This is a genomic window from Chitinophaga sp. MM2321, assembly GCF_964033635.1.
Classification (GTDB): domain Bacteria; phylum Bacteroidota; class Bacteroidia; order Chitinophagales; family Chitinophagaceae; genus Chitinophaga.
Genome location: NZ_OZ035533.1, coordinates 2,253,258 through 2,277,132 on the forward strand (window position 1 = coordinate 2,253,258; position 23,875 = coordinate 2,277,132).

General features: G+C 45.6%; 19 protein-coding genes and 1 other RNA gene. 11 read left to right on the forward strand and 9 right to left on the reverse strand.

Annotation, left to right across the window (positions count from 1 at the left end):
• Positions 1–57: 57 nt before the first annotated feature.
• Entirely contained in the window at positions 58–837 is a 780-nt protein-coding gene (locus tag ABQ275_RS08725) for a helical backbone metal receptor (protein WP_349317902.1), read from the reverse strand.
• A gap of 86 nt (positions 838–923) precedes the next feature.
• The gene (locus ABQ275_RS08730; RefSeq protein WP_349317903.1) at positions 924–2,282 is read right to left on the reverse strand and encodes a pyridoxal-phosphate dependent enzyme; all 1,359 of its coding nucleotides are present in this window, start codon (positions 2,280–2,282) and stop codon (positions 924–926) included.
• A 106-nt stretch (positions 2,283–2,388) separates the two neighbouring features.
• On the opposite strand from ABQ275_RS08730, the gene bioD reads away from it, so the two are divergent.
• From bioD to ABQ275_RS08780, 10 genes are all read left to right on the forward strand, one after another.
• Positions 2,389–3,039: a dethiobiotin synthase gene (gene bioD, locus ABQ275_RS08735; RefSeq protein WP_349317904.1), complete on the forward strand. Its 651-nt coding sequence runs from the start codon at positions 2,389–2,391 to the stop codon at positions 3,037–3,039.
• Positions 3,029–3,604 (forward strand): 5-formyltetrahydrofolate cyclo-ligase, encoded by a 576-nt coding sequence (locus ABQ275_RS08740; protein WP_349317905.1) that lies wholly within the window; start codon positions 3,029–3,031, stop codon positions 3,602–3,604. Before bioD ends, ABQ275_RS08740 begins: the two co-directional genes overlap by 11 nt.
• 6 nt (positions 3,605–3,610) lie before the next feature.
• Positions 3,611–4,681 carry a tetraacyldisaccharide 4'-kinase gene (lpxK, locus tag ABQ275_RS08745; protein WP_349317906.1) on the forward strand — a complete coding sequence of 357 codons (1,071 nt, stop codon included), beginning with the start codon at positions 3,611–3,613 and terminating at the stop codon, positions 4,679–4,681.
• A gap of 15 nt (positions 4,682–4,696) precedes the next feature.
• The gene (gene rnr / locus ABQ275_RS08750; protein ID WP_349317907.1) at positions 4,697–7,366 is read left to right on the forward strand and encodes a ribonuclease R; all 2,670 of its coding nucleotides are present in this window, start codon (positions 4,697–4,699) and stop codon (positions 7,364–7,366) included.
• A gap of 24 nt (positions 7,367–7,390) precedes the next feature.
• Positions 7,391–8,362, forward strand: coding sequence for a polyprenyl synthetase family protein (locus tag ABQ275_RS08755; protein ID WP_349317908.1), 972 nt, complete (start codon positions 7,391–7,393; stop codon positions 8,360–8,362).
• An 86-nt stretch (positions 8,363–8,448) separates the two neighbouring features.
• Positions 8,449–10,044, forward strand: coding sequence for an amino acid permease (locus ABQ275_RS08760; RefSeq protein ID WP_349317909.1), 1,596 nt, complete (start codon positions 8,449–8,451; stop codon positions 10,042–10,044).
• A gap of 136 nt (positions 10,045–10,180) precedes the next feature.
• Complete coding sequence (locus ABQ275_RS08765) at positions 10,181–10,648, forward strand: DoxX family protein (protein ID WP_349317910.1); 468 nt, start codon at positions 10,181–10,183, stop codon at positions 10,646–10,648.
• Between the two features lie 160 nt (positions 10,649–10,808).
• Positions 10,809–11,864, forward strand: a complete 1,056-nt coding sequence (locus tag ABQ275_RS08770) for a Smr/MutS family protein (protein ID WP_349317911.1) — start codon at positions 10,809–10,811, stop codon at positions 11,862–11,864.
• A gap of 145 nt (positions 11,865–12,009) precedes the next feature.
• Positions 12,010–12,379, forward strand: an RNA gene (gene rnpB, locus ABQ275_RS08775) — RNase P RNA component class A.
• A 66-nt stretch (positions 12,380–12,445) separates the two neighbouring features.
• The gene (locus ABQ275_RS08780) at positions 12,446–12,859 is read left to right on the forward strand and encodes a DUF4870 domain-containing protein (RefSeq protein WP_349317912.1); all 414 of its coding nucleotides are present in this window, start codon (positions 12,446–12,448) and stop codon (positions 12,857–12,859) included.
• A gap of 130 nt (positions 12,860–12,989) precedes the next feature.
• Here the strand turns inward: ABQ275_RS08780 and ABQ275_RS08785 are convergent, their stop codons facing one another.
• Complete coding sequence (locus ABQ275_RS08785; RefSeq protein ID WP_349317913.1) at positions 12,990–14,588, reverse strand: S8 family serine peptidase; 1,599 nt, start codon at positions 14,586–14,588, stop codon at positions 12,990–12,992.
• Between the two features lie 432 nt (positions 14,589–15,020).
• Here ABQ275_RS08785 and ABQ275_RS08790 point away from each other — a divergent pair, with 432 nt between their 5' ends.
• A complete protein-coding gene (locus tag ABQ275_RS08790) occupies positions 15,021–15,554 on the forward strand; it encodes a histidine phosphatase family protein (protein ID WP_349317914.1) in 534 nt (177 codons plus the stop codon).
• 363 nt (positions 15,555–15,917) lie between these two features.
• Here the strand turns inward: ABQ275_RS08790 and ABQ275_RS08795 are convergent, their stop codons facing one another.
• The 6 genes from ABQ275_RS08795 to ppk1 form a co-directional block, all read right to left on the reverse strand.
• Positions 15,918–17,447, reverse strand: a complete 1,530-nt coding sequence (locus ABQ275_RS08795; RefSeq protein WP_349317915.1) for an aldehyde dehydrogenase family protein — start codon at positions 17,445–17,447, stop codon at positions 15,918–15,920.
• A 25-nt stretch (positions 17,448–17,472) separates the two neighbouring features.
• Positions 17,473–18,363 carry a DUF1338 domain-containing protein gene (locus ABQ275_RS08800; RefSeq protein ID WP_349317916.1) on the reverse strand — a complete coding sequence of 297 codons (891 nt, stop codon included), beginning with the start codon at positions 18,361–18,363 and terminating at the stop codon, positions 17,473–17,475.
• A gap of 115 nt (positions 18,364–18,478) precedes the next feature.
• Positions 18,479–19,582, reverse strand: a complete 1,104-nt coding sequence (locus ABQ275_RS08805) for an acyltransferase (protein ID WP_349317917.1) — start codon at positions 19,580–19,582, stop codon at positions 18,479–18,481.
• A 121-nt stretch (positions 19,583–19,703) separates the two neighbouring features.
• Positions 19,704–20,519 (reverse strand): 3-methyl-2-oxobutanoate hydroxymethyltransferase, encoded by an 816-nt coding sequence (gene panB / locus ABQ275_RS08810; protein WP_349317918.1) that lies wholly within the window; start codon positions 20,517–20,519, stop codon positions 19,704–19,706.
• A 120-nt stretch (positions 20,520–20,639) separates the two neighbouring features.
• Positions 20,640–21,539: an exopolyphosphatase gene (locus ABQ275_RS08815; protein WP_349317919.1), complete on the reverse strand. Its 900-nt coding sequence runs from the start codon at positions 21,537–21,539 to the stop codon at positions 20,640–20,642.
• A 129-nt stretch (positions 21,540–21,668) separates the two neighbouring features.
• Positions 21,669–23,816, reverse strand: a complete 2,148-nt coding sequence (ppk1, locus tag ABQ275_RS08820; protein WP_349317920.1) for a polyphosphate kinase 1 — start codon at positions 23,814–23,816, stop codon at positions 21,669–21,671.
• Positions 23,817–23,875: the final 59 nt, after the last annotated feature.

The following is a 23,875-nucleotide window of genomic DNA, read 5'->3' on the forward strand; positions in this document are numbered from 1 at the left end:
GTTGCTCTTTTTACGCAAAAGGAAAGAGGGTGGTTGCCTGCCCGTTAACAAAATGGATCAGGCTTGTTGGAGTAATTGATTGAAGTAGGCGGGCGCTTCGCGTAACCGGCTGCCGTACCAGGAAAACATTTCACCGTCTGCAAGCAGGATGCGTGCATCGGGCAGGAGTTCCTGTAATGCTGCCATATGTTTCTCCCGGAAAGGATAAGGTTCTGAGGAAAGTAGTACCAGTTTACATCCGCTGCCAGCCAGTTGTGCAGCATCTACTTCGGGATAACGTTGCAGGTTTCCGAATACATTTTGTAATCCACACATCCGCATCATTTCATGGATGAAGGTGTCGCCACCCGCTACCATCCAGGGATTGCGCCATATGAAATAGGCGGTGGGAACAGGCGCCGGTAGGGGCCTGAGCTGTGCAAAGCCCGATTTAATATCCGTGATAAGTGTGGTTGCCTGCACTTCCCGGCCGGTAATGGCGCCAACACCGGCTATCATTTCATAAGCATCTTCCAGCGATTGTATATCACTTACCCATACCGGAAATTCTTCCATGAGGGCCTGTACATCTGTGGCCAGGTTTTCTTCTTTATTGGCAATGATCAGGTCCGGGGCAAGCTGTCGTATCGTATCCAGCTGTACATTTTTGGTGCCACCTACCCGCGTTTTATTTTTAAACCACGTGGACGGATGTACGCAGAATTTAGTGATCCCCGTTACTTCCTTTTCCAGGCCCAGTGTATATAGTAGTTCTGTTTGCGATGGCACCAGGGAAACGATCTTCCCTGGCGGGTTTGCTAACGTTATCTTTCTGTGTAGTTGATCAGTAAATACCACCGGAATTATTTATTTATCTGGCTATTTTTTTATTTTGATATTTAGTGTAGAAAAAACATCAAAATAAAAAAATAATCAAATGGTTATTATCTTCCCAATGCCTGTATAATATCATACTTCGTCACGATGTGGTGATCGCCGCTATCATCTTTTGTGATGACCGCACCATTTTCCCTGTTGATATAGGCTGATAATTTTTCTATCGGCGTATCCTGGCTTACCTGTGGAAACGGCGCATGCATCACCTGGCGTACAAGCGCATCTTTCAGGTTTGCATCATCTATGAGTTTGTTGAATAAACCGTTTTCAGAAATGGCGCCTATGATGTCGTTGCCTTCCTGAACAGGAATATGTTCAATATCATATTTCTTCATTTTTGCGATGGCTTCGCTCACTTTTTCATCGGCACCTACTGTTACCAGTGGCAGCTTGCGGCGGGCGCTCACTACATCCTTAACAGTTTTTACATCCAGGAATCCGCGTTCCATCATCCATTGGTCGTTGTATACTTTTCCTACATACCGGCTGCCGTGATCGTGAAAAATCACCACTACCAGGTCATTGGGTTTGAGCTGGTCTTTCAGCTGTATAAGTCCTGATACGGCTGATCCGGCGGAGTATCCTACAAAGATGCCTTCTTCTTTGGTGATCCGGCGGGCCATTACTGCACCGTCTTTATCAGTTACTTTTACGAAGGCGTCTATGACGTCCATATCGTAGTTCTGTGGTACAAAATCTTCCCCGATGCCTTCTGTTATGTAAGGATACACCTCATTCATATCCAGTTCGCCGGTTTCGAAATATTTTTTCAGCAGGGAGCCATAGCTATCTATTGCCCATACTTTTATAGCGGGATTTTTTTCTTTCAGGTATTTGCCGGTGCCGCTGATAGTGCCGCCGGTGCCGGTGGCCACTACGAGATGCGTAATCTTTCCGTCTGTCTGCTCCCATATTTCAGGGCCGGTTTGTTCATAGTGTGCGTCGCGGTTGGCGAGGTTGTCGTATTGATTTACATAAAATGAATTCGGTATTTCGGTAGACAGCCTTTTAGATACAGAGTAATAGGAGCGGGGATCTTCGGGCTCCACGTTGGTAGGGCATACGATCACTTCTGCGCCTACTGCTTTTAAAATATCTACTTTTTCTTTGGATTGTTTGTCGGTGGTAGTGAAAATACATTTGTATCCTTTGATCACGGCTGCCAGTGCCAGTCCCATACCAGTGTTGCCGGAAGTGCCTTCTATGATGGTACCGCCGGGTTTCAGCAGGCCATTTTTTTCTGCTACTTCCACCATTTTAATAGCCATCCTGTCTTTGATAGAGTTGCCGGGGTTAAAAAATTCTACCTTGGCTAATACGGTGCATGGCAGGGAAGCCGTTACACGGTTTAACTTTATCATCGGTGTATTTCCAATCGTTTCGAGTATGTTATTAGCAATTTTCATAATAATATCGAGGTTGTCTAACCTGTAAATTACGAACTAGTAAGGAAAGAAAGAATTACGAATTACGAATTAGGAATTCTTTCATCTGTAGTTATATTTGCTTTTCATGAACAACAAAATATTTATAACCGGTATTGGTACCGGTGTTGGTAAAACCATTGTATCGGCCTGCGTCACGGAAGCGTTGCAGGCAGATTACTGGAAGCCAGTGCAAACCGGGTTGGCAGAAGGAACAGATACCGATACGGTCCGGCGCCTTTTATCCAATACGGTTACTGTTTGTCATCAGGAAGCCTATTGCTTACACGAGCCCGCGTCTCCGCACCTGGCGGCGCGACTGGAAAAAATTACGATCGATACCGATTTTATAGTGCAGGAGGCCAACCGGCTACGGCCTGCGGGCCGCGCCCTGGTGATGGAAGGCGCCGGTGGGTTGATGGTGCCACTGAATGAAGAAATTTTTACGCTGGATCTCATCGGGCAATTACAGGCAGGGGTGATCATTGTGGCGCAGAACTACCTGGGTAGTATTAATCATGCCATGCTTACAGCAAAGGTGCTGAAACATACAGGCGTTTCCGTTATAGGCTGGATTTTTGGGGGAGATGAACATAGCAATGAAGATGATGTGGTGAGATGGAGCGGATTTCCGAAGATAGGCCGGATACCGCAGGCAGTGCAGGTGGATAAAGAGTTTATACGTCAACAGGCATCGGTACTGGCCGCGCCGCTCAACGCTTTACTGCATGACCACTAAAAAAGAGATACGCAAACATTTCCTGACATTACGGCTCAACATGGACGTTGATACGGCTATGAGCCTGAATGAGCAGCTGGTGGCCAATTGCCGGCAACTGGATTATACCGGCATCCGGCAGGCACACATCTTCCTACCTATCTCTGAAAAAAAAGAAGTGGATACCTGGCCACTGGTAAACTGGTTGCGGATACAGGCGCCGGCACTCCAATGGGTGCTTTCAAAAGCTGATCTCAACACCGGCGAGATGTACCACTACGCCTGGCATACCAACACCATCCTGGTAAAAAATAAGTTCGGTATTCCTGAACCCGTGAGCGGGGAACCAATACAGCCGGAAGATATAGACCTTGTATTTGTACCTTTGCTGGCCTTTGACCGGGAAGGGCAACGGGTAGGCTATGGCAAAGGAATGTATGACCGCTTCCTGCAACAATGCCGCCCGGATGTACACACTGTCGGACTTTCCCTGTTTAACCCGGTGGAAAAGATTACCGATACTGATCCCTGGGATGTACCGTTGCAAACGGTAGTCACTCCGGAACATATTTATCATTTTAAATAAAACAGCGTGCTGAAATACCTGAACTTACTCTTATATCCCTTTTCCCTCCTGTACGGCCTTATCATGTGGGTACGCAACAGGTTTTATGATAAAGGCGTGCTGACAGCAGTAGAATTTGACATCCCTACTATCGCCGCCGGCAACCTGTCTGTAGGCGGTACCGGCAAAACCCCGCATGTGGAATACCTGATCCGCCTGCTGAAAGATCATTACAAGGTTGCTACCCTCAGCCGGGGGTATAACCGTAGAACCAAAGGCTATATCCTGGCCGATGAAAACAGTACCGCAGCAGATATCGGTGATGAGCCGATGCAGTTTCACGACAAATTTCCCGACATTAAGGTTTGTGTGGGTGAAGAACGTATGCTGGCCATTCCCCAGTTGCTGGGTGACGAGCCGGATACCGAAGTGGTGCTGTTGGACGATGCCTTTCAGCACCGTTCCATTAAGCCGGGTATGAACATCCTGATCACTGATTACAAGCGCCTTTTTACCCGCGATCATGTGGTGCCGTTTGGCCGTCTCCGTGAGGGCAGGAAAGGGTATGAGCGGGCCAATTGTATCATCGTATCCAAATGCCCGCCTGATATGAGTGTGGCCGCAAAACAGGCGCTTGAAAAAGAAATTAACCCTTTGCCTCATCAGCAGCTCTTTTTCACTACCTTGCAATACGGTGCATTGTATGACATGATTACCCAACAGCCTGTAATAGCACCAGCGTCAGCCACTGTTTTGCTGGCCTGTGGTATTGCCCGGCCGGAACCATTGCTGGAAGCATTGAAGAATAGTTTTGAACAGGTCTTCCTGCTCTCTTTCCCCGATCATTATTACTATTCGGAAAAGGACATAGCAAAGATTAAAAAGGAACTGAGCGATTTGCCTGGAACGGATAAAATTGTCATTACTACCGAGAAAGATGCCGTCAGATTGCATCTCCTTAAAAAAACACTGGCAGAACAAAACCTGCAATTGGCTGTTATGCCTGTGGAAATTTCCTTTCTCTTCGGAGAAGCAGATTCATTTAATAACTTTATTTTTGACTACGTGGCAAAACACCAGCCCATACAGGGTCAATAATACTTACAATCAGACATGAGTAAAAAGAAAAAAGATAAAAGAAATACCGGCGAGAAGAGCAGCGGCAGCAGCCAGAAGAAAACCTTCCGGGGTGTGGTGGAGTTGACAAGGTCCGGAATGGCCTTTATCATTGTGCCCGGTCTTACAAAAGACATCATGGTAAAGCAGAAGAACCTGCATACCGCGCTGGATAAAGATGAAGTACTGGTAGATGTGATTAAGCAGGCCCACAACCAGGGCCGTATGGAAGGTATTATAACGGATATCCTTAAACGAAATAAAACAGAATTTACCGGCACCCTGCAGATTAACAAGGGCTTCGGTTTCCTCATCACGGAAAAAGGCATGTTCATGCCCGATATTTATATTCCGGCCAACTCCCTGAAAGATGGGAAAACCGGCGATAAAGCCGTGGTGAAAATAGTAGCCTGGGGCGAGAAGTCGCGCAAACCGGTGGGAGAAGTAATAGAAGTGCTGGACGCCAGCGATACCAACGACCTCGCTATGAAGGAAATCCTCATCGAAGCAGGATTCCCCCTCAGTTTCCCCAATGAAGTGATAGCTGAACTGGCCTTCCTGAAAGAGGACATAACGGAGACGGAGATACGTAAACGTAAAGATTGCCGCAGCCTCCTCACACTCACCATCGATCCGGTGGATGCCAAAGATTTTGATGATGCCATCTCTATTCGTCAGCTGAAAAACGGGCTGTACGAAATAGGGGTACACATCGCGGATGTGAGCCACTATGTGGTGCCTGGCACGGAACTGGATAAGGAAGCCGACAAAAGAGCGACCTCCGTTTACCTGCCGGATCGTGTATTGCCCATGCTGCCGGAAAAGATCTCGAATGAACTCTGCTCACTCCGCCCGCATGAAGATAAACTTACCTTTTCCGCGATTTTCCAGATGAATGAAAAGGGAGAAGTAAAACAACACTGGATTGGTCGCACCGTGATCCATTCCAAGCATCGGTTTTCCTATGAAGAAGTACAGGAGATCATCGAGAAAAAAGAAGGCCCTTACGAAGCAGATATTTTATTGCTGAACAAAATAGCGCAGACCCTGCGCAAAGACCGCTTTGCACATGGCGCTATCAATTTTTCATCACAGGAAGTACGCTTCAAACTGGATGAAAAAGGCAAGCCCATTGGCATTGTGATCAAAGAAAGCAAAGAAGCGCATCAGCTGATCGAAGAGTTTATGTTGCTGGCCAATAAGACAATCGCAGCGTACGTTTCCAAGCTTCGTGTCAACAAACAACCTGTACCTTTTCCATACAGGGTGCATGACACACCGGACACCGAAAAACTGACTGTGTTTACCTCTTTCGCCGGCAAGTTTGGATACAAATTCGATATGACGTCACCGGAAACCATTGCACGCTCTTTCAATAAAATGTTGCAAATGGTGAAAGGCAAACCGGAACAGCATGTGCTGGAAACGCTGGGTATCCGTACCATGGCGAAAGCGGTTTATACCGTGGAGAACGTAGGGCACTACGGACTCGGGTTTGAAGACTATTGCCATTTTACATCGCCTATCCGCCGTTACCCCGATATACTGGTACACCGTGTGCTGGCCGAATGCCTGGCAGGTGATATCCATCCTGACAAACAGATGGAGAAAAAATGCAAGCACGATTCAGAAATGGAACGGAAGGCCATGGAGGCGGAAAGAGCAGCCAACAAATACAAACAGGTGGAATACATGCAGCAATTCATTGGTGAAACCTTCGATGGGGTGATCAGTGGCGTAGCGCATTTTGGCTTCTGGGTAGAAACCGTAGATACCAAATGTGAAGGGCTTGTGAGTATTCATAACCTGAATAAAAAAGAAGAGTTTACTTTCAATGAGGCGGAATACGCCCTGGTAGGGCATGCCAGCGGAAGAAAATTCCGTATAGGCGAAAAGGTGAGTATCCGTGTGGTAGCCGCCAACCTCGTTAAACGGCAGCTGGATTATGACCTGGAAGATGAATTTTCCAGCCAGGAAGGCGACAGGAGAGCAGCCCAGCCCAAACGCCGGGATGACAGAAGAGATGACCGCCGGGACGACAGGAAGAAGAAAAAACAAAAGCATGGTGACTATCAGCAGAAACCATGGGAACGCGATAAAAAGCCAGCTACGCCAAGGCCGCATGTGGTTATATTACCACCTGAGCCGGCTCCTGAACCGGTAGTAGACCAGGTGGCAGCAGAAACCCATATGGTGGATATCACACCTCCACCTGCACAGAAAACCAAGACCAGGAAAACTGTGGTGGAAAAAGCAGTAGCGGCGCCAAAAGAAACCGAGGCACCAGCTAAGAAAGCAGCGGCTAAAGAGGAAGCACCTGCTAAGAAAAAAGTAGTGGCTAAAGAAGAGGCGCCTGTAAAAGTACCTGCTAAGAAAAAAGTAGTGGTTAAAGAAGAAGCACCTGTAAAAGCACCTGCCAGGAAAGCAGCAGCTAAAGAGGTAGCACCTGTAAAAGCACCTGCCAAGAAAGTAGCGGCTAAAGAAAAAGCACCTGCAAAGGCACCGGCCAAGAAAGCGGCCGCCAAAGAGGTAGCACCTGTAAAAGCGCCTGCGAAGAAAGCAGCAGCTAAACAGGAAACGTCTGCAAAAAAAGCAGCGCCAAAAAAGAAAGCGGCAGCAGCTAAACCAACTACCACCGCAAAAAAGAAGACGAAGAAAAAAGAATAAATAATAAAACAACATCCACCTGAGATGCATTCATTTAAAGAATTAATAGCACAGTTTAGCCAACAATTTGATCAACAACATTTTCCGGAACAGCCTGGCCGTTTGTATAATGCAGCATCCCATATTCTGGATATTGGTGGTAAGCGTATACGTCCGGTATTATGCCTGATGGGAAATGAATTGTTTGACACGCTGCATCCGGATGCGTTCCAGGTGGGCAATGCTGTGGAGCTTTTCCACAACTTCACTCTTATTCATGATGATATCATGGACAAGGCTCCACTTCGCCGCGGCAAGCCCACCGTTCACATGGTATATGGTGACTCCGCGGCTATCCTGGCCGGGGATGTGATGTTGATCAATGTGTATGAGCGGCTCAATAAGATACAGGGACGCTACAAACAAAAAGTGATTTCCGTTTTTAATAAAGCGGCCATTGAAGTATGCGAAGGACAGCAGCTGGATATGGATTTCGAAGGCATGCAGCCGGAAGAAGTGCTGTACAATGACTACGTGCATATGATTGGGCTGAAAACCTCCGTACTGTTGGCAGCGAGCCTGCAGTTGGGCGCCATTATCGGCGGCGGCAGTGAAGGCAACCAGGAACATATTTATGCGTTTGGAAAGAATATCGGTATTGCCTTCCAGATCCAGGATGACTACCTGGATGCTTTTGGCGACCCGGAGAAATTTGGTAAGCAACAGGGCGGGGATATCCTGGTAAACAAGAAAACCTTCCTGCTCCTGAAAGCCCTTGAACTGTGTAATCCGGCGCAACACGCAGCATTGAAACAGCTCATGGAAACTTCTCCCGCTGATAAAGTAGAAAAAGTACTGGAACTGTTCCGCAGCTGTAAAGTGGATGAATGGGCAGAGAAAGAGAAGGAACGGTTTCAACAGAAGGCTTTTGAGCACCTGGATAATATCGCTGTATTATCAGCCCGTAAGAAATCACTGATGGAACTGGCTGATTACTTGTTAAACCGTCAGCAATAGCCTGATCCTTTAATCCTGGTCTTTTTAATTGTAATTCCTAGCCAATGTCTAATTCGCTGTTTCGGAAAAAATCACTTACCACAATTTTGAAAGATGCCCAAGATGGGTTGACAGACGGGCATGATGCCGGTGGCATGAACAAGGTACTTAAAGTGAAGGACCTTACAGCAATGGGTATTGCAGCGGTTATAGGCGCCGGCATTTTTTCCACTATCGGAGAGGCTTCCTTTCATGGAGGACCAGGGGTATCATTGCTTTTCCTTATTACAGCAGTGACCTGTGGCTTTTCCGCCCTGTGTTATGCAGAATTTGCTTCCCGTGTACCGGTATCCGGTAGCGCCTATACGTATTCCTATGTTACATTCGGAGAACTGGCAGCCTGGGTAATTGGCTGGGCGCTGATCCTGGAGTATGCTATCGGGAATATTGCGGTGGCGATCTCCTGGAGCGGGTATTTTAATAACCTGCTGAGAGGGATAGGGCTTTCTTTACCATCCTGGCTGGCCAGCAATTATGACAGTGCTACACCTGATATTATCGCAGCTGCACCGCATATCGGCAGTCTGCCTGTTATTCTGAACCTGCCTGCTTTTATCGTAGTGGTATTGGTTACTTACCTGGCCTATGTAGGCATCCGGGAGAGTAAGCGTAGTGCAAACTTCATGGTCGCGCTGAAAATAGTGGTGATCCTTTTTGTGATTGCTGTTGGCTTCTTTTATGTTAACCCGGAGAACTGGCATCCTTTCATGCCTAATGGTTTTTCGGGCGTACTGAAAGGGGTGTCTGCGGTGTTCTTTGCCTACATTGGTTTTGATGCTATCAGTACTACGGCCGAAGAATGCGCCAATCCGCAACGTGATCTGCCCAAAGGCATGATCTATTCACTGATTATCTGTACGGTCCTGTATATCCTCATTTCTTTTGTACTCACGGGTATGGTACCGTTTTCCAAATTGAAGGTAGATGATCCCCTGGCATTTGTATTTGACCAGGTACATCTTCCCTGGATCAGCTACCTGATCTCTGTGAGTGCGGTAGTAGCCACTACCAGTGTATTGCTGGTATTCCAGATCGGGCAGCCCCGTATCTGGATGAGCATGAGCCGCGATGGGCTGTTGCCAAAACGCTTCAGTAAAATACATCCCCGGTTTAAAACACCTTCTTATGCTACTATTGTTACCGGCTTTTTGGTAGGCATTCCTGCCTTATTCCTGAACCTGACCATTGTAACGGATCTTACCAGCATAGGGACGCTGTTTGCGTTTATCCTTGTATGTGGCGGCGTACTGCTGTTGCCCAAAGAGGAAAAAACAACAGAGAAACGTTTCCATCTGCCTTATATCAACGGACAGTTTATCATACCTCCTCTGGTAGTGGGACTGTTTATCTTATTCAATCATGAAATCATGCAGAAGCTTTCCTTTGATGGAGGCTGGGAAGTATGGAAACATAATATTCCTTTCTTCCTCTTTGCCGTAGTGACAATCATTATCTCCTTCTTTTCAGCGACACGTAAACTCTCGCTCATACCTGTTCTGGGGCTCCTCAGCTGCTTCTACCTGATGACGGAAATAGCCCTGAAGAACTGGATCGTTTTTTCCATCTGGCTTGTAATAGGGCTGTCTATTTATTTCCTGTACAGTTATAGTAACAGCAAACTAAGACCAAGATTGAAAGATTAACTTGATTTTCCGGATGGGTGTTTTGTTAAATAATCAAACAACAAAATACCCATCCGGAAAATCAAGTTAATCTTTTAATCCTGGTCCTTTTTTCGTAACTTAATAGGTAGTTCTTTGATCTTAAAAATCATATATTATGAACATGCTACAACGGGTTGAAAGCTGGGGTGATGCGCATCATCCCAAATGGCTGAGTGGTGTACGCATTCTGCTGGGAGTATTTCTGATGTGGGTTGGGGTCCAGTTTGTAATGGACAGGAATTCACTTATCACCGAGATTAATAAAAATCCGGCACTTGCTACCCTGTCAATTTTTATCGGGCATTACATTGTATTTGCACACATCGTAGGAGGGTTCTTTATTGCGCTGGGGTTGTTGACGAGATTTTCCGCCGCAGTGAACATTCCTGTTCTGGCGGGAGCTGTATTTTTTGTGCATTCCCCCACAGGGTTGTTTACAGCCTATCCATTTATGGGCTTGTCTATCCTCGTACTCTTTTTGCTGATCTTTTTTGTAATAGAAGGAAGCGGCCGCATCTCCGTTGATGAGTATATGCGCAGGCACCCCGAAAAAACACGCAGCAGGAAATATGTAGACTTTTAGTATAGGCATATCAGTGAGTCTCTCTCTTTTATTTACCTGTGAATATTACCATTTTAATGGCACGGGAGAGCTACATCTCCCGTTAATTATCAGTATCTTATAATCTCTTCCATTTAAATCCACCTCAAATTTCTATTTTTGCAGACAGAAGAATGCAATTATGAAATATCAAATAGGCGACAGGATACTACTGTTGAGTTCGAAAGAAGAGGGTACCGTAGTAGACTTTGTGAATGATAATATGGTGATGATAGAAGTGAAAGGCACTTCCTTTCCGGTGTATCTTGACCAGATAGATTTCCCATATTTCCACCGGTTTACCCAACAAAAGCTGGTGAAAGAAGAGCCCCGCCTGATCCCCGGAGATGAAATCAAAGTAGACAGACGTAAATACGAAGTATTTAAGACGGATAAAGGCATGTTCCTTTCCGTACTACCAGTTTACCAGATGGATGGCTACGATGAAACGGTGAAGCTGATGAAGTTTAACCTGTTTAACGACACGCCGCATGCCATGCGCTTCTATTTTCAGATCTGGTTGAACAACCAGCTGGACCTGGAAATAAAGAATGAAATTCAGCCTTATAATCACTTTTACCTGGCAGACCTGATTTTTGAATCCCTGAACGATAACCCGAGATTTGAGTTTACTTTTTTCCTGAAAGAGCCGCAAGCCAAACTGGCTACGTCTGTAAAGAAAACGTGGAAAATTAAGCCCCGGCAGATGTTTGTACAGCTGGAGCAGTTGCGCGCCAAGGAAGAAGCCACCATTACTTACCCGCTTTTCGACAAATTTCCCGATAAAGAACCGGAACCGCCTGCACCGGCAGAACCGGCCAAGAAGAAGGCTGCATCAGCCATTACTTCGCTGGGATCGGGCAATTTTGCGAGCCTTTTGAGCAAAATACAACTGCAACCGGAAACTTCACTGGAACCCAAACAGGAAGTGGACCTGCATATTGAAGCACTGGAAAAGAACTGGAAAGGGCTGAGCAACATCGCCATCCTGGCTATCCAGCTCAATGCATTCCAGCGTTACCTCGAACTGGCCATCTCACATCATCAGCATAACCTGATTGTTATCCATGGGGTAGGTAAAGGCAAACTGCGTGATGAAATTCATCAGGTCCTCAAACAAACCCCCGAAGTAGCCACCTACGTAAACCAATACCACGGCAGGTATGGGTATGGGGCAACGGAAATAACATTTAAATGATTTACGATTTTTTGATTTACGAATTTAGGGATTTGAAATGCAACGAAGATTGATATATTATTATTAAATAATTTTCGCTGCATTTCAAATCCCTAAATTCGTAAATCAAAAAATCCGTAAATATTTCCCCTATCTTTGCGCTCCAACTACAAACCGTGCTATCGTCTTTTCGACTTGTTCGAGAGGAAGGAAAGTCCGGACAGCAAAGAGCAACACACCACCTAACGGGTGGGCCCCGGCTTGCCGGGGACAGCCAGTGCCACAGAAAATGACCGCCACGTTTCTGACGGGGTAAGGGTGAAAATGTGGGGTAAGCGCCCACGGTACAGGCAGGTAACTGTTTGTGCGGGTAAACCTTGTGTGCTGAAATGCCATGTATACGGTCGCTTGAGGGCTGCTCGCCCGATGACCGAGGGTAGGCAGATACAGGTGACGTGTGAGCGTCATCGCAGATAAATGGTAGCAGCACTGGCATTGCCAGTGAACAGAATCCGGCTTACAGGTTTGTAGTTTTTTTACTTTCACCCCTTTGATATTACAAAATAAGCAACTAACTTCTCGCTTGTATTTAACCACTTTTTATGACTCAGAAAGAAGAACGTACCTGGGCTGCCTTTGTACACCTGGGGGGTATTTTAGGTATGATTGTATTGCCCACAGCAGGCAATATCATTGCGGTACTCATCCTGTGGATTATTAAACGTAACGAATCAAAGTTTGTAGATAGTCAGGGTAAGGAAGCGATCAATTTTCAGATCACAATCAGCATCGTTTCCGTGATCGTGAACATCATTAACAATATCAGTATGGGATTGTGGTCGATGGCTAATTTCTGGAGACATACAAGGGGAGAGATCTTCTCTTTTACCTGGGGCTGGCATGATCTCCACGGGGTACTGTGGCTGATAAATATAATCTTCTGTATTATGGCCGCCATGAAAGCAAATGATGGTATTGCTTACAGATACCCGGTTAGTTTGCGGCTCGTAAAATGAAATAGATATTTACGATTTACGGGTTTTTTGATTTACGGATTTTGAGATTTGGAATGCAGCGGAGATTACTACAAATGCTTATCTGTTTCGCTGCATTCCAAATCTCAAAATCAAAAAATTCGTAAATCAATTAATTCTTTCTTACTGCTTTCATCTTCGTTTTATGCTGCTTCTTCTTCACGTTTTCTCCTTTGAGGGTAGCAGCCAGTTTCAGCGCATCATAGGCATTTACCATACCACCAGTAATTGACAGGTCAGCAAATTCTACCTGCTCATCCTGCGTACCCGGTTTCTTTACAGACGTAGTGCTGTCTGGAAGTGGTGAGGCGCTTTTTTCCAATACGTATTTCAGTTGGGCGGCACTCAGTTCAGGGTAGTAGGAGAGTACCAGTGCGGCCACGCCGGCTACCACAGGGGCTGCCATACTTGTACCGCTGGCGCTGCCATATTTGTTACCACCAGGTATGGTAGAATAGATCTGTACACCCGGTGCAAAAAGGTCTACACTTTTTTTACCATAGTTAGAAAAACCAGCCACCTTGTCGTTACCTCTTCCGGTGCTGGTAGCACCTACCGTAATGAAGTTGGTAGCTACTGTGCTGTCGGCATAAACCGGATTCGGATAGTTGGCTACGGAGTCATTGTCGCTGCCATCATTGCCGGCAGCGTGTATGAGTAATACGCCTTTCTTTTCTGCATATCTCACCGCGTCATCTACCCAGTCTTTATGCGGGGAAAATGGTTTACCAAAGCTCATATTGATGATCTGTGCACCGTTGTCTACTGCATACCGGATACCCAGGGCTACATCTTTATCTCTTTCATCACCATCCGGTACTACTTTTACTGCCATGATGCGCACATTGTCGGCAATGCCGTCAATGCCTACCCCGTTGTTTCTCACAGCGCCGATGATACCACTTACGTGGGTACCATGGAAGCCGAAGTTGCCCATCAGATCATTGTTCCCGTATTTATTATCATTGATATCTTCGAGGTTGTCGCCAATAATTTTCTCCCTGTTTTCGTTGGGCGGAACTGTTGTACTTTCAGCCTTGCGTTTCAGGTCATCCATGTATGCATCGAACTCCATTTTGAAATCGCTGAATGTGGCAGGTTCGTCACCTGCGCTTTTCAGCAAACGGGTCATGAAATTGCGTGCCAGCAATACATCCTGGTTGGTTGTCTGAATACTGTCCAGCTGTGGTACCGTGAAATCTTCTTTACCGAGATAGGTTCTGAGGATGGATTCGCATTTGTTTACATTTTCCTGGAGTTTAGCCATGGTCTTGTACTGCATTTTGTACTCCGTGTTTGGCTTCTCTATTTTCTGCTGCAACTTTTGCCAGTAGGCATATTCTTTGGAATCCTTGTTCAGTGCTGAATCCGGATTACCATATTGATTTTTGATCCGATAGTATTCGCGGGCAGCTTCTTCAGAATCTTCTTTTACACTGCTGCCATCTTTGCCACCCAGGAAATTCCAGCCATGCACATCATCGATATAACCGTTGCCGTCATCATCTTTGCCATTACCGGGAATTTCACGGGGGTTGGTCCATAAAACTGCTTTAAGGTCCTCATGGGTGGTATCAATACCGGAATCAATCACCGCTACAATAACAGGTGTACTTTTCTTCCCTTTGAGTAATTCCTTGTAAGCCTTTTCTGTGGCCGTACCGTAAACGCTATCCGTATCATAGCTCAATAAATGCCAGTTCTTCGGCAATGGGGGTCTACTTTGTGCAACGGATTTTGTAGTAAACGCAGTCATCAATGCAACACACCCTGCCAAGACTGCAAGCTCTCGACTAAACAATTTCATGTTCGATAATTTTCCCGGTATAATATGAATTACTATTTGAATATCATGATAAGGTTAAAGGTATATAAAAAGAGGTATAACACTAAATTATTAATGATAAACGCTCTATATATTGGTTAACTGGGAAGATTTCAACTGATATGGCCGTTCTTATCCTGATACGCTTGCCTGACAGCCCTTGTAACCATCTGTCATAATGTACTTCCTGCATGTTACAGGATGCGGTAGTTTTACATTGTTCCTTCTTTTACCTCATACCTCCTCATCTGCCAGATCTGACTCCGGGAAACTCTTTTCCCAACAATTTCTATTACCTCATCTCGTAAAATTAATGTTATGTTGAAAACCGCTTTTTTAGCCGTTATGATGGCTGCCGGTACCCAAACATTTGCGAATGGACCCGATGTAACCACCATTATTTTTGTAAATCCTGCTGAAGTGGAAAATTCCCCATCCGCTGATCCGGGATTAAGTACAGCAGGATTGGAACAGGCCGACCAGTTGGCCGCTTCCCTGCAGAGCGAGGATATTGCCGCTATTTACACCACCTATGTAAACAGTGCCGTACAAACAGTAACACCGCTTTCCCGTACCAAGCAATGTAGCCTGGATTATTACCGGATAACCAACGATCCGGAGCTGGTGGAAAGTGTGCTAAAAGACATGATTAAGAAAAATAAGGGCAAAACCATTGTTATTTGCGGGGATCCGGAAAATATTCCTGCTATGGCCCGCCACCTTGGTGTAAAGGGTAAAGAGGTGAAAACCCTTTATGATAAAGGATGTGGACGGTTTATGGTTGTAAAAGTCAATGGAAACAATGCTACTGTAGCACAAAAGTTGAATATGAATATTCAAAAAAAAGTCTAATATTTATATCCGGAAGAGTATTTGATGGCTTCCCGCTATTAAATATTTTTCTCATAAGCATGGTTTCCGTTTAACGAAAAGCGGGGTTCTCTAACCTCGCTACTATTTTTTAAAACCATGATTGTCGATGTATGTAGAGATGAACACAGGATTTTTTTTCCTGCAGCTATAAGACTTTTTTTATAGCATATTTTATCAACCGCTTTTAAAATCTGATCGGGTGGCACGCCTGACAAGAAAATTAAAAGCTCCGGGGCTGAAGCCTCGGAGCTGCAAGAGTCCCAAAGAATATTTTTATAGCAATATATTTTCCAGGGTTATCGGTTAGCTTATTCAAGCTAACCGATAATCGTTTAATAACATTTACAGGTCAAACTTTATTCCCTGTGCCAGTGGCAACTTATCGGTGTAGTTGATGGTATTTGTTTGTCTGCGCATATAAGCTCTCCAGGCATCTGAGCCGCTTTCCCTGCCGCCGCCTGTTTCTTTTTCACCACCAAAAGCGCCGCCTATTTCAGCACCGGAAGTACCGATGTTGACGTTTGCAATACCGCAGTCGGAACCTGTCTGAGAAAGGAACTGTTCTGCCTCGCGGAGGTTGAGCGTCATGATGGCGGAGGATAATCCCTGTGGTACATCATTCTGCATGGCAATGGCTTCCGTGAGTGTCTGGTACTTCATTACGTAGAGAATGGGTGCAAAGGTTTCATGTTGCACAATATCAGATACATTGTCTATCGCTGCAATGCAGGGCTTTACGTAGCAACCTGATTCAAACCCCGGACCTTCGAGTACGCCGCCTTCTACGAGGAAAGTGCCTCCCTGTTCCCGGATCTGTGCTATGGAATGGAGATAAGCCTTTACCGCATCTTTATCGATCAGTGGGCCTACGTGGTTGTTTTCATCCAGTGGGTCACCGATGCGTAGTTGAGCATAGGCCTTTATGAGTCTTGTTGTGAAGGCATAATATACACTTTCATGGATGATGAGTCTGCGGGTAGAAGTACATCGCTGGCCTGCTGTACCTACTGCGCCGAAAACGGCGCCTATCAGCGACATGTCGAGGTCTGCATCCTGTGAAATAATGATGGCGTTGTTGCCACCCAGTTCCAGCAGGGAACGTCCCAAACGTGCGCCCACTGCGGCGCCTACGCTCTTGCCCATCCGGGTGGAGCCGGTGGCGGATACGAGCGGAATCCGGTGGTCATTGGCCATCCATTCACCCGCTTCGCGGTGGCCGGTAAGCAGACATGAAACACCTTCGGGTACATTATTGGCTGTAAATACGGTCTCGACTATACGTTGACAAGCCAATGCGGTCACCGGTGTTTTTTCTGAGGGCTTCCATATGCATACATTACCGCAAACCCATGCCAGCATAGCATTCCAGCTCCAAACGGCAACGGGGAAATTAAATGCTGAAATGATACCGGTAATCCCCAGTGGATGCCATTGTTCATACATACGGTGGCCGGGGCGTTCTGAATGCATGGTTAATCCGTGCAACTGCCGGGAAAGTCCCACTGCAAAATCGCAGATATCGATCATTTCCTGTACTTCACCATATCCTTCCTGGAGGCTTTTCCCCATTTCATAGGAAACGAGTCTACCCAGGTGTTCTTTATTTTTACGAAGTGCTTCGCCTATCTGCCGCACCACATCACCTCTGCGGGGAGCGGGCCAGTTGCGCCATTCCCGGAAAGCTTCCTGCGCTACTGTCACTACCAGGTCATAGTCGTCATGGGTGGCGCTTTTCACGGTGGCAATCGTTTTGTTATCTACCGGAGAAACAGAAACGATAGCTGGTCCGCCGGCTGCCAGCCAGTGTTTGCCGGTGCTTACACCGCTTTGCTGTGCATGGATACCGAATGCTTTTAAAAGATCTTCTGCCATTATTTGGTGTATTATGGATACGAAATTAGGAACTTTTTTTTGTTTGGGCGGTGTATGTACTTTCGAAGATCTTATCAGCATTACCGGCTTCAAAGCCTTCCCGCCTGTGCCGGCGCTCTATCTGGCTGGCTGGCAGGTGGGCAAACTGAGGCAATACCTTTCTTTCTGCAAACTCTACATAGGAGCCTGCAATCTGATATGTTTCACCACCGGCAAATACGGCGTCTATCATCCTGGCAACGGTAGCACTTTGCAACAGGTTGCCATCCGGACTTGTTTTTATTTTGCCGCCGGCATCATTGAGTATAAATCCGTTTTTCTCCAGGAAGGTGTTGAAACCTGCTACCGTATTGTATCCTGCCGGCAGATTGTGAACGCTTACCGTAAAATGGTTGAGGTAATAGCGGTTATAGATCACCCAGGCAGCATATTCGCTTTCAGCAGCCAGTACCTTGAAATCAGCCAGGGTAGGCGTGCGCCAAAGACCGCCGTGTAAAAAGGTGTCTACAGCCTGGCTGTCGTCCAGGTTAAGCGTGGTTACGGGATCTGCTTTTACGTCGCCGGTATAGCTGTAAATGATGTCCTGCGCCTGTTTACTGAGGTCACTGACCCGTAATTCGCTGATAAAAATGCGGGGATATTGTGGTGCAGGGGGCGCATACCACCAGGCATCCAGCTTTTTGGCCGCAAAATGATAATGATCCATTTTCGTATAGCCGTAGTGGAGAAAAATTTTCTCCAGCGACTGTACACCTAAATGAGGTACGCCCATTGTTCTGAAAGCGATATGATCATTTTCAATATCTGCTGCATTTTTAATAAGGCCATCCCGGATCATGGCTGTAATAACAGCTGCTACATCCGGTACCCGCTGCTGGTAGCGGCTCATGAGGCCATCTAATATATCGTTTAACATCCTGTATTTTTTATGACATTTAATTGAAAGCTACTGTGGAGTGAAAGGTAGGCTATCTTCTGTTTTCCCTTTCAATAAATGTCCTTTTTTTATTCAGCTTCAGTGCTGTCAATCCTCACTTTCTGACAGTAAACTTCTTTTTCAGTTTTAGAAAGGGGGTTTCAAAGTACTTGAAACTCAAAACACTGATGCCTATGGTTATAAGCAGGATGGCTGTTTTTATCAACAGTGTAGTATAAATGTTTAATGATCCCGTATTACTCAGGTAATCCAGCAACCCGGTCGTCACCCAGAAATGTATGGGCACATGATATAAGTAAATTCCATATGAATATTTTCCCAGAAATATCATCGTCCTGTTATTTACAGCGATGCTTAATCCGCGCGGAATATTTGAAGAGAGGCTCCATATAATAATTGAGCCAAAGAGCAATGCGAGGAAAGTGAAAGCGGCATACAGGTTTCCGAAGTATAAGCTCTTCTTGTAGCCAATGATAACCACTAACATTGTTACAGACAGGACCATTACAAAAGGAGTATACTTTTCCAGGATGTCTTTCCTGGTACGTATCAAAACCGCGATCAGTGCACCTATTGAAATAGTATCGAGTCTTGCAAAAGTATTTACATATTTGTAATTATCATTCCATCCGTCAATTTGAATAAGCCGCAATAGGTTGGCTGTGATAATAAAGATGAGTAATACTCTGATAATATTTTTGGTGTTGAGTCTGTAAATGAGAAAAGGCCAAAACATGTAAAATTGTTCTTCAATGCATAATGACCAAGTATACCTGAGTACCCTGTCTGTGGGGTAGCCCTGAAAAGTAAAAAGCCAGTTTTGAAAATATGTCCAGAACCAGGGCTGATGCTTTAAATAGTAGGGGAGATCGGGTATAGCGGTGATGGAAATGGCAGGTATAACATATAACATAATAGCCAATACAAAAAAATAGACCGGAAATATCCGGAGTACCCGTTTGACATAGAAGTTTTTAAAGAAAGCTGGTTTCCCTTTTGTATCCAGTAGGATACCTGTTATAAGGAATCCAGACAGTACAAAGAATAGATCCACGCCGGCCCAGCCTATTCCCAGAAAACTGATGTGGTCGGCATAAAAATGGTATAGGAGCACAAGTAGTATGGCCCATCCGCGTATAGCATCCAATTGCGTTATGTGTTGGTTGCTGTTATAATTGATAACCGGCCTGAATTTCATTTGATCACATTGATTGGAAGGGAATAGTATTGGGATGTATTGGTTTATAAGATAGGTATAAAGATATTAAAAAAAGGGTGGCGAAGCACCACCCTGTAAGTTTTTTTATTTATGAGTTGGATCAGTATTGTTCATTTTCATTCGGGAAATCTTTCGCTTTCACATCATTGATATATGACTGTGTAGCGCCATAGATCTGACTGTAAAGGTCCAGGTAGCGGCGGAGGAAACGCGGCTTAAATTCTTTGTTGATGCCCAGCATATCATGCATCACGAGTACCTGTCCATCTACATATTTACCGGCGCCAATACCGATGATGGGTATTTCCACTGTTTCTGCCACTTTCCTGGCCAGTACTGCCGGTATCTTTTCCAGTACGATGGCAAAACAGCCAGCTTCCTGTAGTAGTTTGGCGTCCTCAATCAGTTTGTTGGCTTCTGTTTCTTCCGTAGCACGAACGGCATAGGTGCCGAATTTATAAATAGACTGCGGGGTAAGGCCCAGGTGGCCCATAACGGGTACACCGGCAGAGATGATACGTTTTACCGATTCGATGATTTCTTCGCCACCTTCGATCTTAATGCCATGTGCACCGGTTTCCTTCATGATGCGTATGGCGGAACTCAAAGCCTCTTTGGAATTGCCCTGATAAGAGCCGAAAGGCAGGTCTACCACTACAAAGCAGCGTTTGATGGCTCTCACCACCGAGGCAGCATGGTAGATCATCTGATCCAGGGTAATGGGGAGGGTCGTTTCATGACCGGCCATCACATTGGATGCGGAGTCGCCTACCAGCAGGATGTCTATCCCTGCGTCATCAAAGATCCTGGCCATGGAATAATCATACGCAGTGAGCATGGAGATTTTCTCTCCATCTACCTTCATCTTCTGCAAAATATGCGTGGTAATACGCTTTATTTCTTTATTCACAGACATAAGCAGTTAGCTTTTAATGTTTAACAGGTGGCCTGACATCATAGCCAACAGCTATGGGCCATCAGCCAGTCGCAAAGGTTAGTATATAAAAAGTAAAAAGGAAACTTTTTTTATGTGTGGTTATTGGTCAGCAATTGTGGGAAGTGCAATCTCCCGGTAAAGGGCCTGGATCAGTCCATCTGCCAGCCCGATCTTCGGCACATATATTTCGGCGGCATCTGCCCAACGCATTACATTTACATAGATCTGCAGGGCCGGAACAATCACATCTGCGCGGTCTTCCCGCAGGTTGTACAGGTGAATGCGTTCTCCTACACTGAAATTGCTGAATTCTTTGTAATAGTCTTTCAACAGCTCCAGTGATAAAGGTTTGCCTTCTTTCCGTTTGGAGAGCGAGAATATTTTATTGATGTTACCACCTGACCCGATGGCAATAACGGGTCCGATATTTTTTAACTGTACTTTCAGGAAATCTTTCATCTGTTGCCAGGCGGTATCCGGTACCTGTTGCTGCAACAGCCGGATAGTACCGATGTTGAAAGATTCTTTAAAGATCAGCCGGGTACCGCTGAAAAGCGTTAGTTCCGTGCTGCCGCCGCCTACATCGATATAGAGGTAGGACTTGGTTTTATCCATGTGCTCCGCCACATGATTTTCGTAAATATAAGATGCTTCTTCCTGGCCGGAAATGATTTTGATGTCAACACCGGTTTGTGTTCTAACCTCCTGCAATAGCTGGTTACCATTTGCAGCATCGCGCATGGCGGAGGTGGCGCAGGCTTTCAGGTATTTTACTTCGTATACATCGAGCAGTAACTTATATGCCTTGATGGTATTAATAAGATGCTCCGCTTTTTTTTCGGAAATACTGTTATTGGTGAATACATCGAAACCCAGTCGCAACGGTACTCTCACCAGGTTTACCTTGGTAAAGTCCATTTCACCAATGCTGTTGGGAGATGCTTCAGATATGAGCAGTCTTGCAGCATTCGAACCTATATCAATAGCAGCTAACTTCATCCGGGAGGTATGTTTGGTGAAAAGAGCAAAAGTAAAACATTTAGGAATTTAATTATTTAGAGATTTAGTTATTTTGTTTTCCATCTGAAGCAAAATCTCCAAATAATAAAATAATTAAATCCTTACCTCTTATTGGTACTGCTTCTCATGTAAATATTTATAGATCTCCATCTGTGTTCTGATCTTTTTATCGCCTACTTTTTTGTATTCGTTTTTTTGTTCGTTGTCCAGTATGCGGGTTTTTACATTGCCGCTCAGCTGAATGTGCATGATGTCGATCAGTTCCCGACGTATAGCCGGGTCCGTTATAAGTGCCGCTGCTTCCACGCGGTGGTCGAGGTTACGCACCATCCAGTCGCAGGAGGCGATATATACCTTTTCCTGGCCGCCATGATGGAAAATGAATACCCTGGCATGTTCCAGGTATTCGTCTACAATACTGACGGCTGTGATATTTTTCTTCCACTTTTTATTTTCCGTATAGGCGCAACAGATACCCCGGATAACCATTTTTACATCTACACCTACTTTAGCGGCTTCATAGAGTTTGGCAATCAGCAGCGGGTCGGAGAGGGAGTTCATCTTCAGGATGATAACAGCCTTCTTTTTGTTTTTGGCATTTTTGATTTCCCGGTCTATCAGGCGGATAAAGGTATCACGCATATTCAGCGGGCTTACCGGTATTGTTTTGCATCCGATGAGGATACCGGCATCATGCCGCGCACTTTGCAGGTAGGCAAAGACGCGGTTGATATCCGCTATGATGGCCCGGTTGGTGGTAAGCAGACAATGATCGCCGTATACTCTGGCCGTTTTTTCGTTGAGGTTACCGGTGCTTACAAAGCCGCATTGCAGTGTTTTGGTGCCGATCCTTTTTTTGATCACGCATAGCTTTGCATGAATTTTCGTATTGGGAATACCCAACAATACTTTTACGCCTTCGTCTTCCAGTCGTGATTTCCAGTCGAGATTGGCTGCTTCATCAAAGCGGGCGCGTAGTTCCAGTACAACCGTTACCTGCTTGCCATTACGCGCGGCATTCACTAATGCGTTCACGATTTTGGAGTTACGGGCAAGTCTGTACGCAGTTATTTTGATAGAGGATACATTCGGATCTATGGCGGCTTCCCTTAGCAGATCAATGATGGTATCAAAGGAATGATAAGGGAAATGCAGCATCACATCCTGTTGTTGGATAACATGCATCACACTGGGTGCATTCAGGAACAGCGGATGGATAAATGTTTTGCGGTGTATATGCGGCGGAAAAATGGATTCCGGGAAATCCATGAAATCCTTGAAGTTGTGAATCCTTGAGCCAGGGATCAGGTTATCCTTACCGGATAGTCCTTGCCGGCGCATGAGGTATTCGAGCAGGAGCGGGTCTATATCTTTATCATATACAAACCTTACAGCCTTGCCTTTGCGGCGGTCTTTCAACCCTTTTTCGATCTGGTGGATCAGGCTGTCGGAAATATCATTGTCTATATCCAGTTCTGCATCGCGTGTTACTTTGATAATGTGCGAGGAGAACTTATCGTATCCGAAATAGTAGAAGATGCTTGGCAAACAAAAGCGAACGAGATCTTCCAGTAAAATAATATCGTGTTGTCCTTCTTTGGAAGGCATGATAATAAACCGGGGGAGTACGTTGGTCGGGATTTCAATGAGGGCGAATTTCTGTCGCACTGAATTATCCTGTCGTGCCAGTACCACCGCCAGGTAAATGGATCTGTCGCGGAGAATGGGGAAGTGCTGGATGCTTTCAATCATCAGCGGGATGATATTCGTCCGTACTTCTTCGTTAAAGTAGTTGAGTACAAATTTCTGTTGTTCCCGGTTCAGTTGTTTTTCTGTGCGCAGGAAGATGTGCTGGGCTTCCAGTTCGTTGAAGATATCTTTCCAGATGCGGTCAAACTCGCGCTGCTGGTCTATTACATTGACCTGGATCTCATCCAGTATTTTTCCCGGATTTTCTTCGAGATGCATTTTAGCGGATTTGCCAAAGGACATCATGCGTTTGAGGGTGGCTACCCTTACCCGGAAAAACTCGTCGAGGTTATTGGAAAAAATGGCCAGAAAACGGATGCGTTCCCGCAGCGGAACAGAGGTATCTGCTGCTTCCTGTAGTACTCTTGCATTAAATGAAAGCCAGCTGATATCCCTGGCAATCATTTTTTTCTTCCCGGCGGGGACTTTTTTGCTGCTTATCTTTTTCTGCGGAACTGTTGCTGTTACTGTCATAATATCAAGATTCTCTCCAATCGGCAAACGCATACAAACTTATTTACATTCGAAAATTCACATCATACAAACTACGATGATAACGGATTTAG

Excerpts from the sequence above, each read along its gene's own strand:
- ABQ275_RS08730 (WP_349317903.1), bottom strand. The coding sequence starts at position 2,282 with ATGAAAATTGCTAATAACATACTCGAAACGATTGGAAATACACCGATG.
- bioD (WP_349317904.1), top strand. The coding sequence starts at position 2,389 with ATGAACAACAAAATATTTATAACCGGTATTGGTACCGGTGTTGGTAAA.
- ABQ275_RS08740 (WP_349317905.1), top strand. The coding sequence starts at position 3,029 with ATGACCACTAAAAAAGAGATACGCAAACATTTCCTGACATTACGGCTC.
- rnr (WP_349317907.1), top strand. The coding sequence starts at position 4,697 with ATGAGTAAAAAGAAAAAAGATAAAAGAAATACCGGCGAGAAGAGCAGC.
- ABQ275_RS08755 (WP_349317908.1), top strand. The coding sequence starts at position 7,391 with ATGCATTCATTTAAAGAATTAATAGCACAGTTTAGCCAACAATTTGAT.
- ABQ275_RS08765 (WP_349317910.1), top strand. The coding sequence starts at position 10,181 with ATGAACATGCTACAACGGGTTGAAAGCTGGGGTGATGCGCATCATCCC.
- ABQ275_RS08770 (WP_349317911.1), top strand. The coding sequence starts at position 10,809 with ATGAAATATCAAATAGGCGACAGGATACTACTGTTGAGTTCGAAAGAA.
- ABQ275_RS08780 (WP_349317912.1), top strand. The coding sequence starts at position 12,446 with ATGACTCAGAAAGAAGAACGTACCTGGGCTGCCTTTGTACACCTGGGG.
- ABQ275_RS08790 (WP_349317914.1), top strand. The coding sequence starts at position 15,021 with ATGTTGAAAACCGCTTTTTTAGCCGTTATGATGGCTGCCGGTACCCAA.
- ABQ275_RS08795 (WP_349317915.1), bottom strand. The coding sequence starts at position 17,447 with ATGGCAGAAGATCTTTTAAAAGCATTCGGTATCCATGCACAGCAAAGC.
- ABQ275_RS08800 (WP_349317916.1), bottom strand. The coding sequence starts at position 18,363 with ATGTTAAACGATATATTAGATGGCCTCATGAGCCGCTACCAGCAGCGG.
- ABQ275_RS08805 (WP_349317917.1), bottom strand. The coding sequence starts at position 19,582 with ATGAAATTCAGGCCGGTTATCAATTATAACAGCAACCAACACATAACG.
- panB (WP_349317918.1), bottom strand. The coding sequence starts at position 20,519 with ATGTCTGTGAATAAAGAAATAAAGCGTATTACCACGCATATTTTGCAG.
- ABQ275_RS08815 (WP_349317919.1), bottom strand. The coding sequence starts at position 21,539 with ATGAAGTTAGCTGCTATTGATATAGGTTCGAATGCTGCAAGACTGCTC.
- ppk1 (WP_349317920.1), bottom strand. The coding sequence starts at position 23,816 with ATGCGTTTGCCGATTGGAGAGAATCTTGATATTATGACAGTAACAGCA.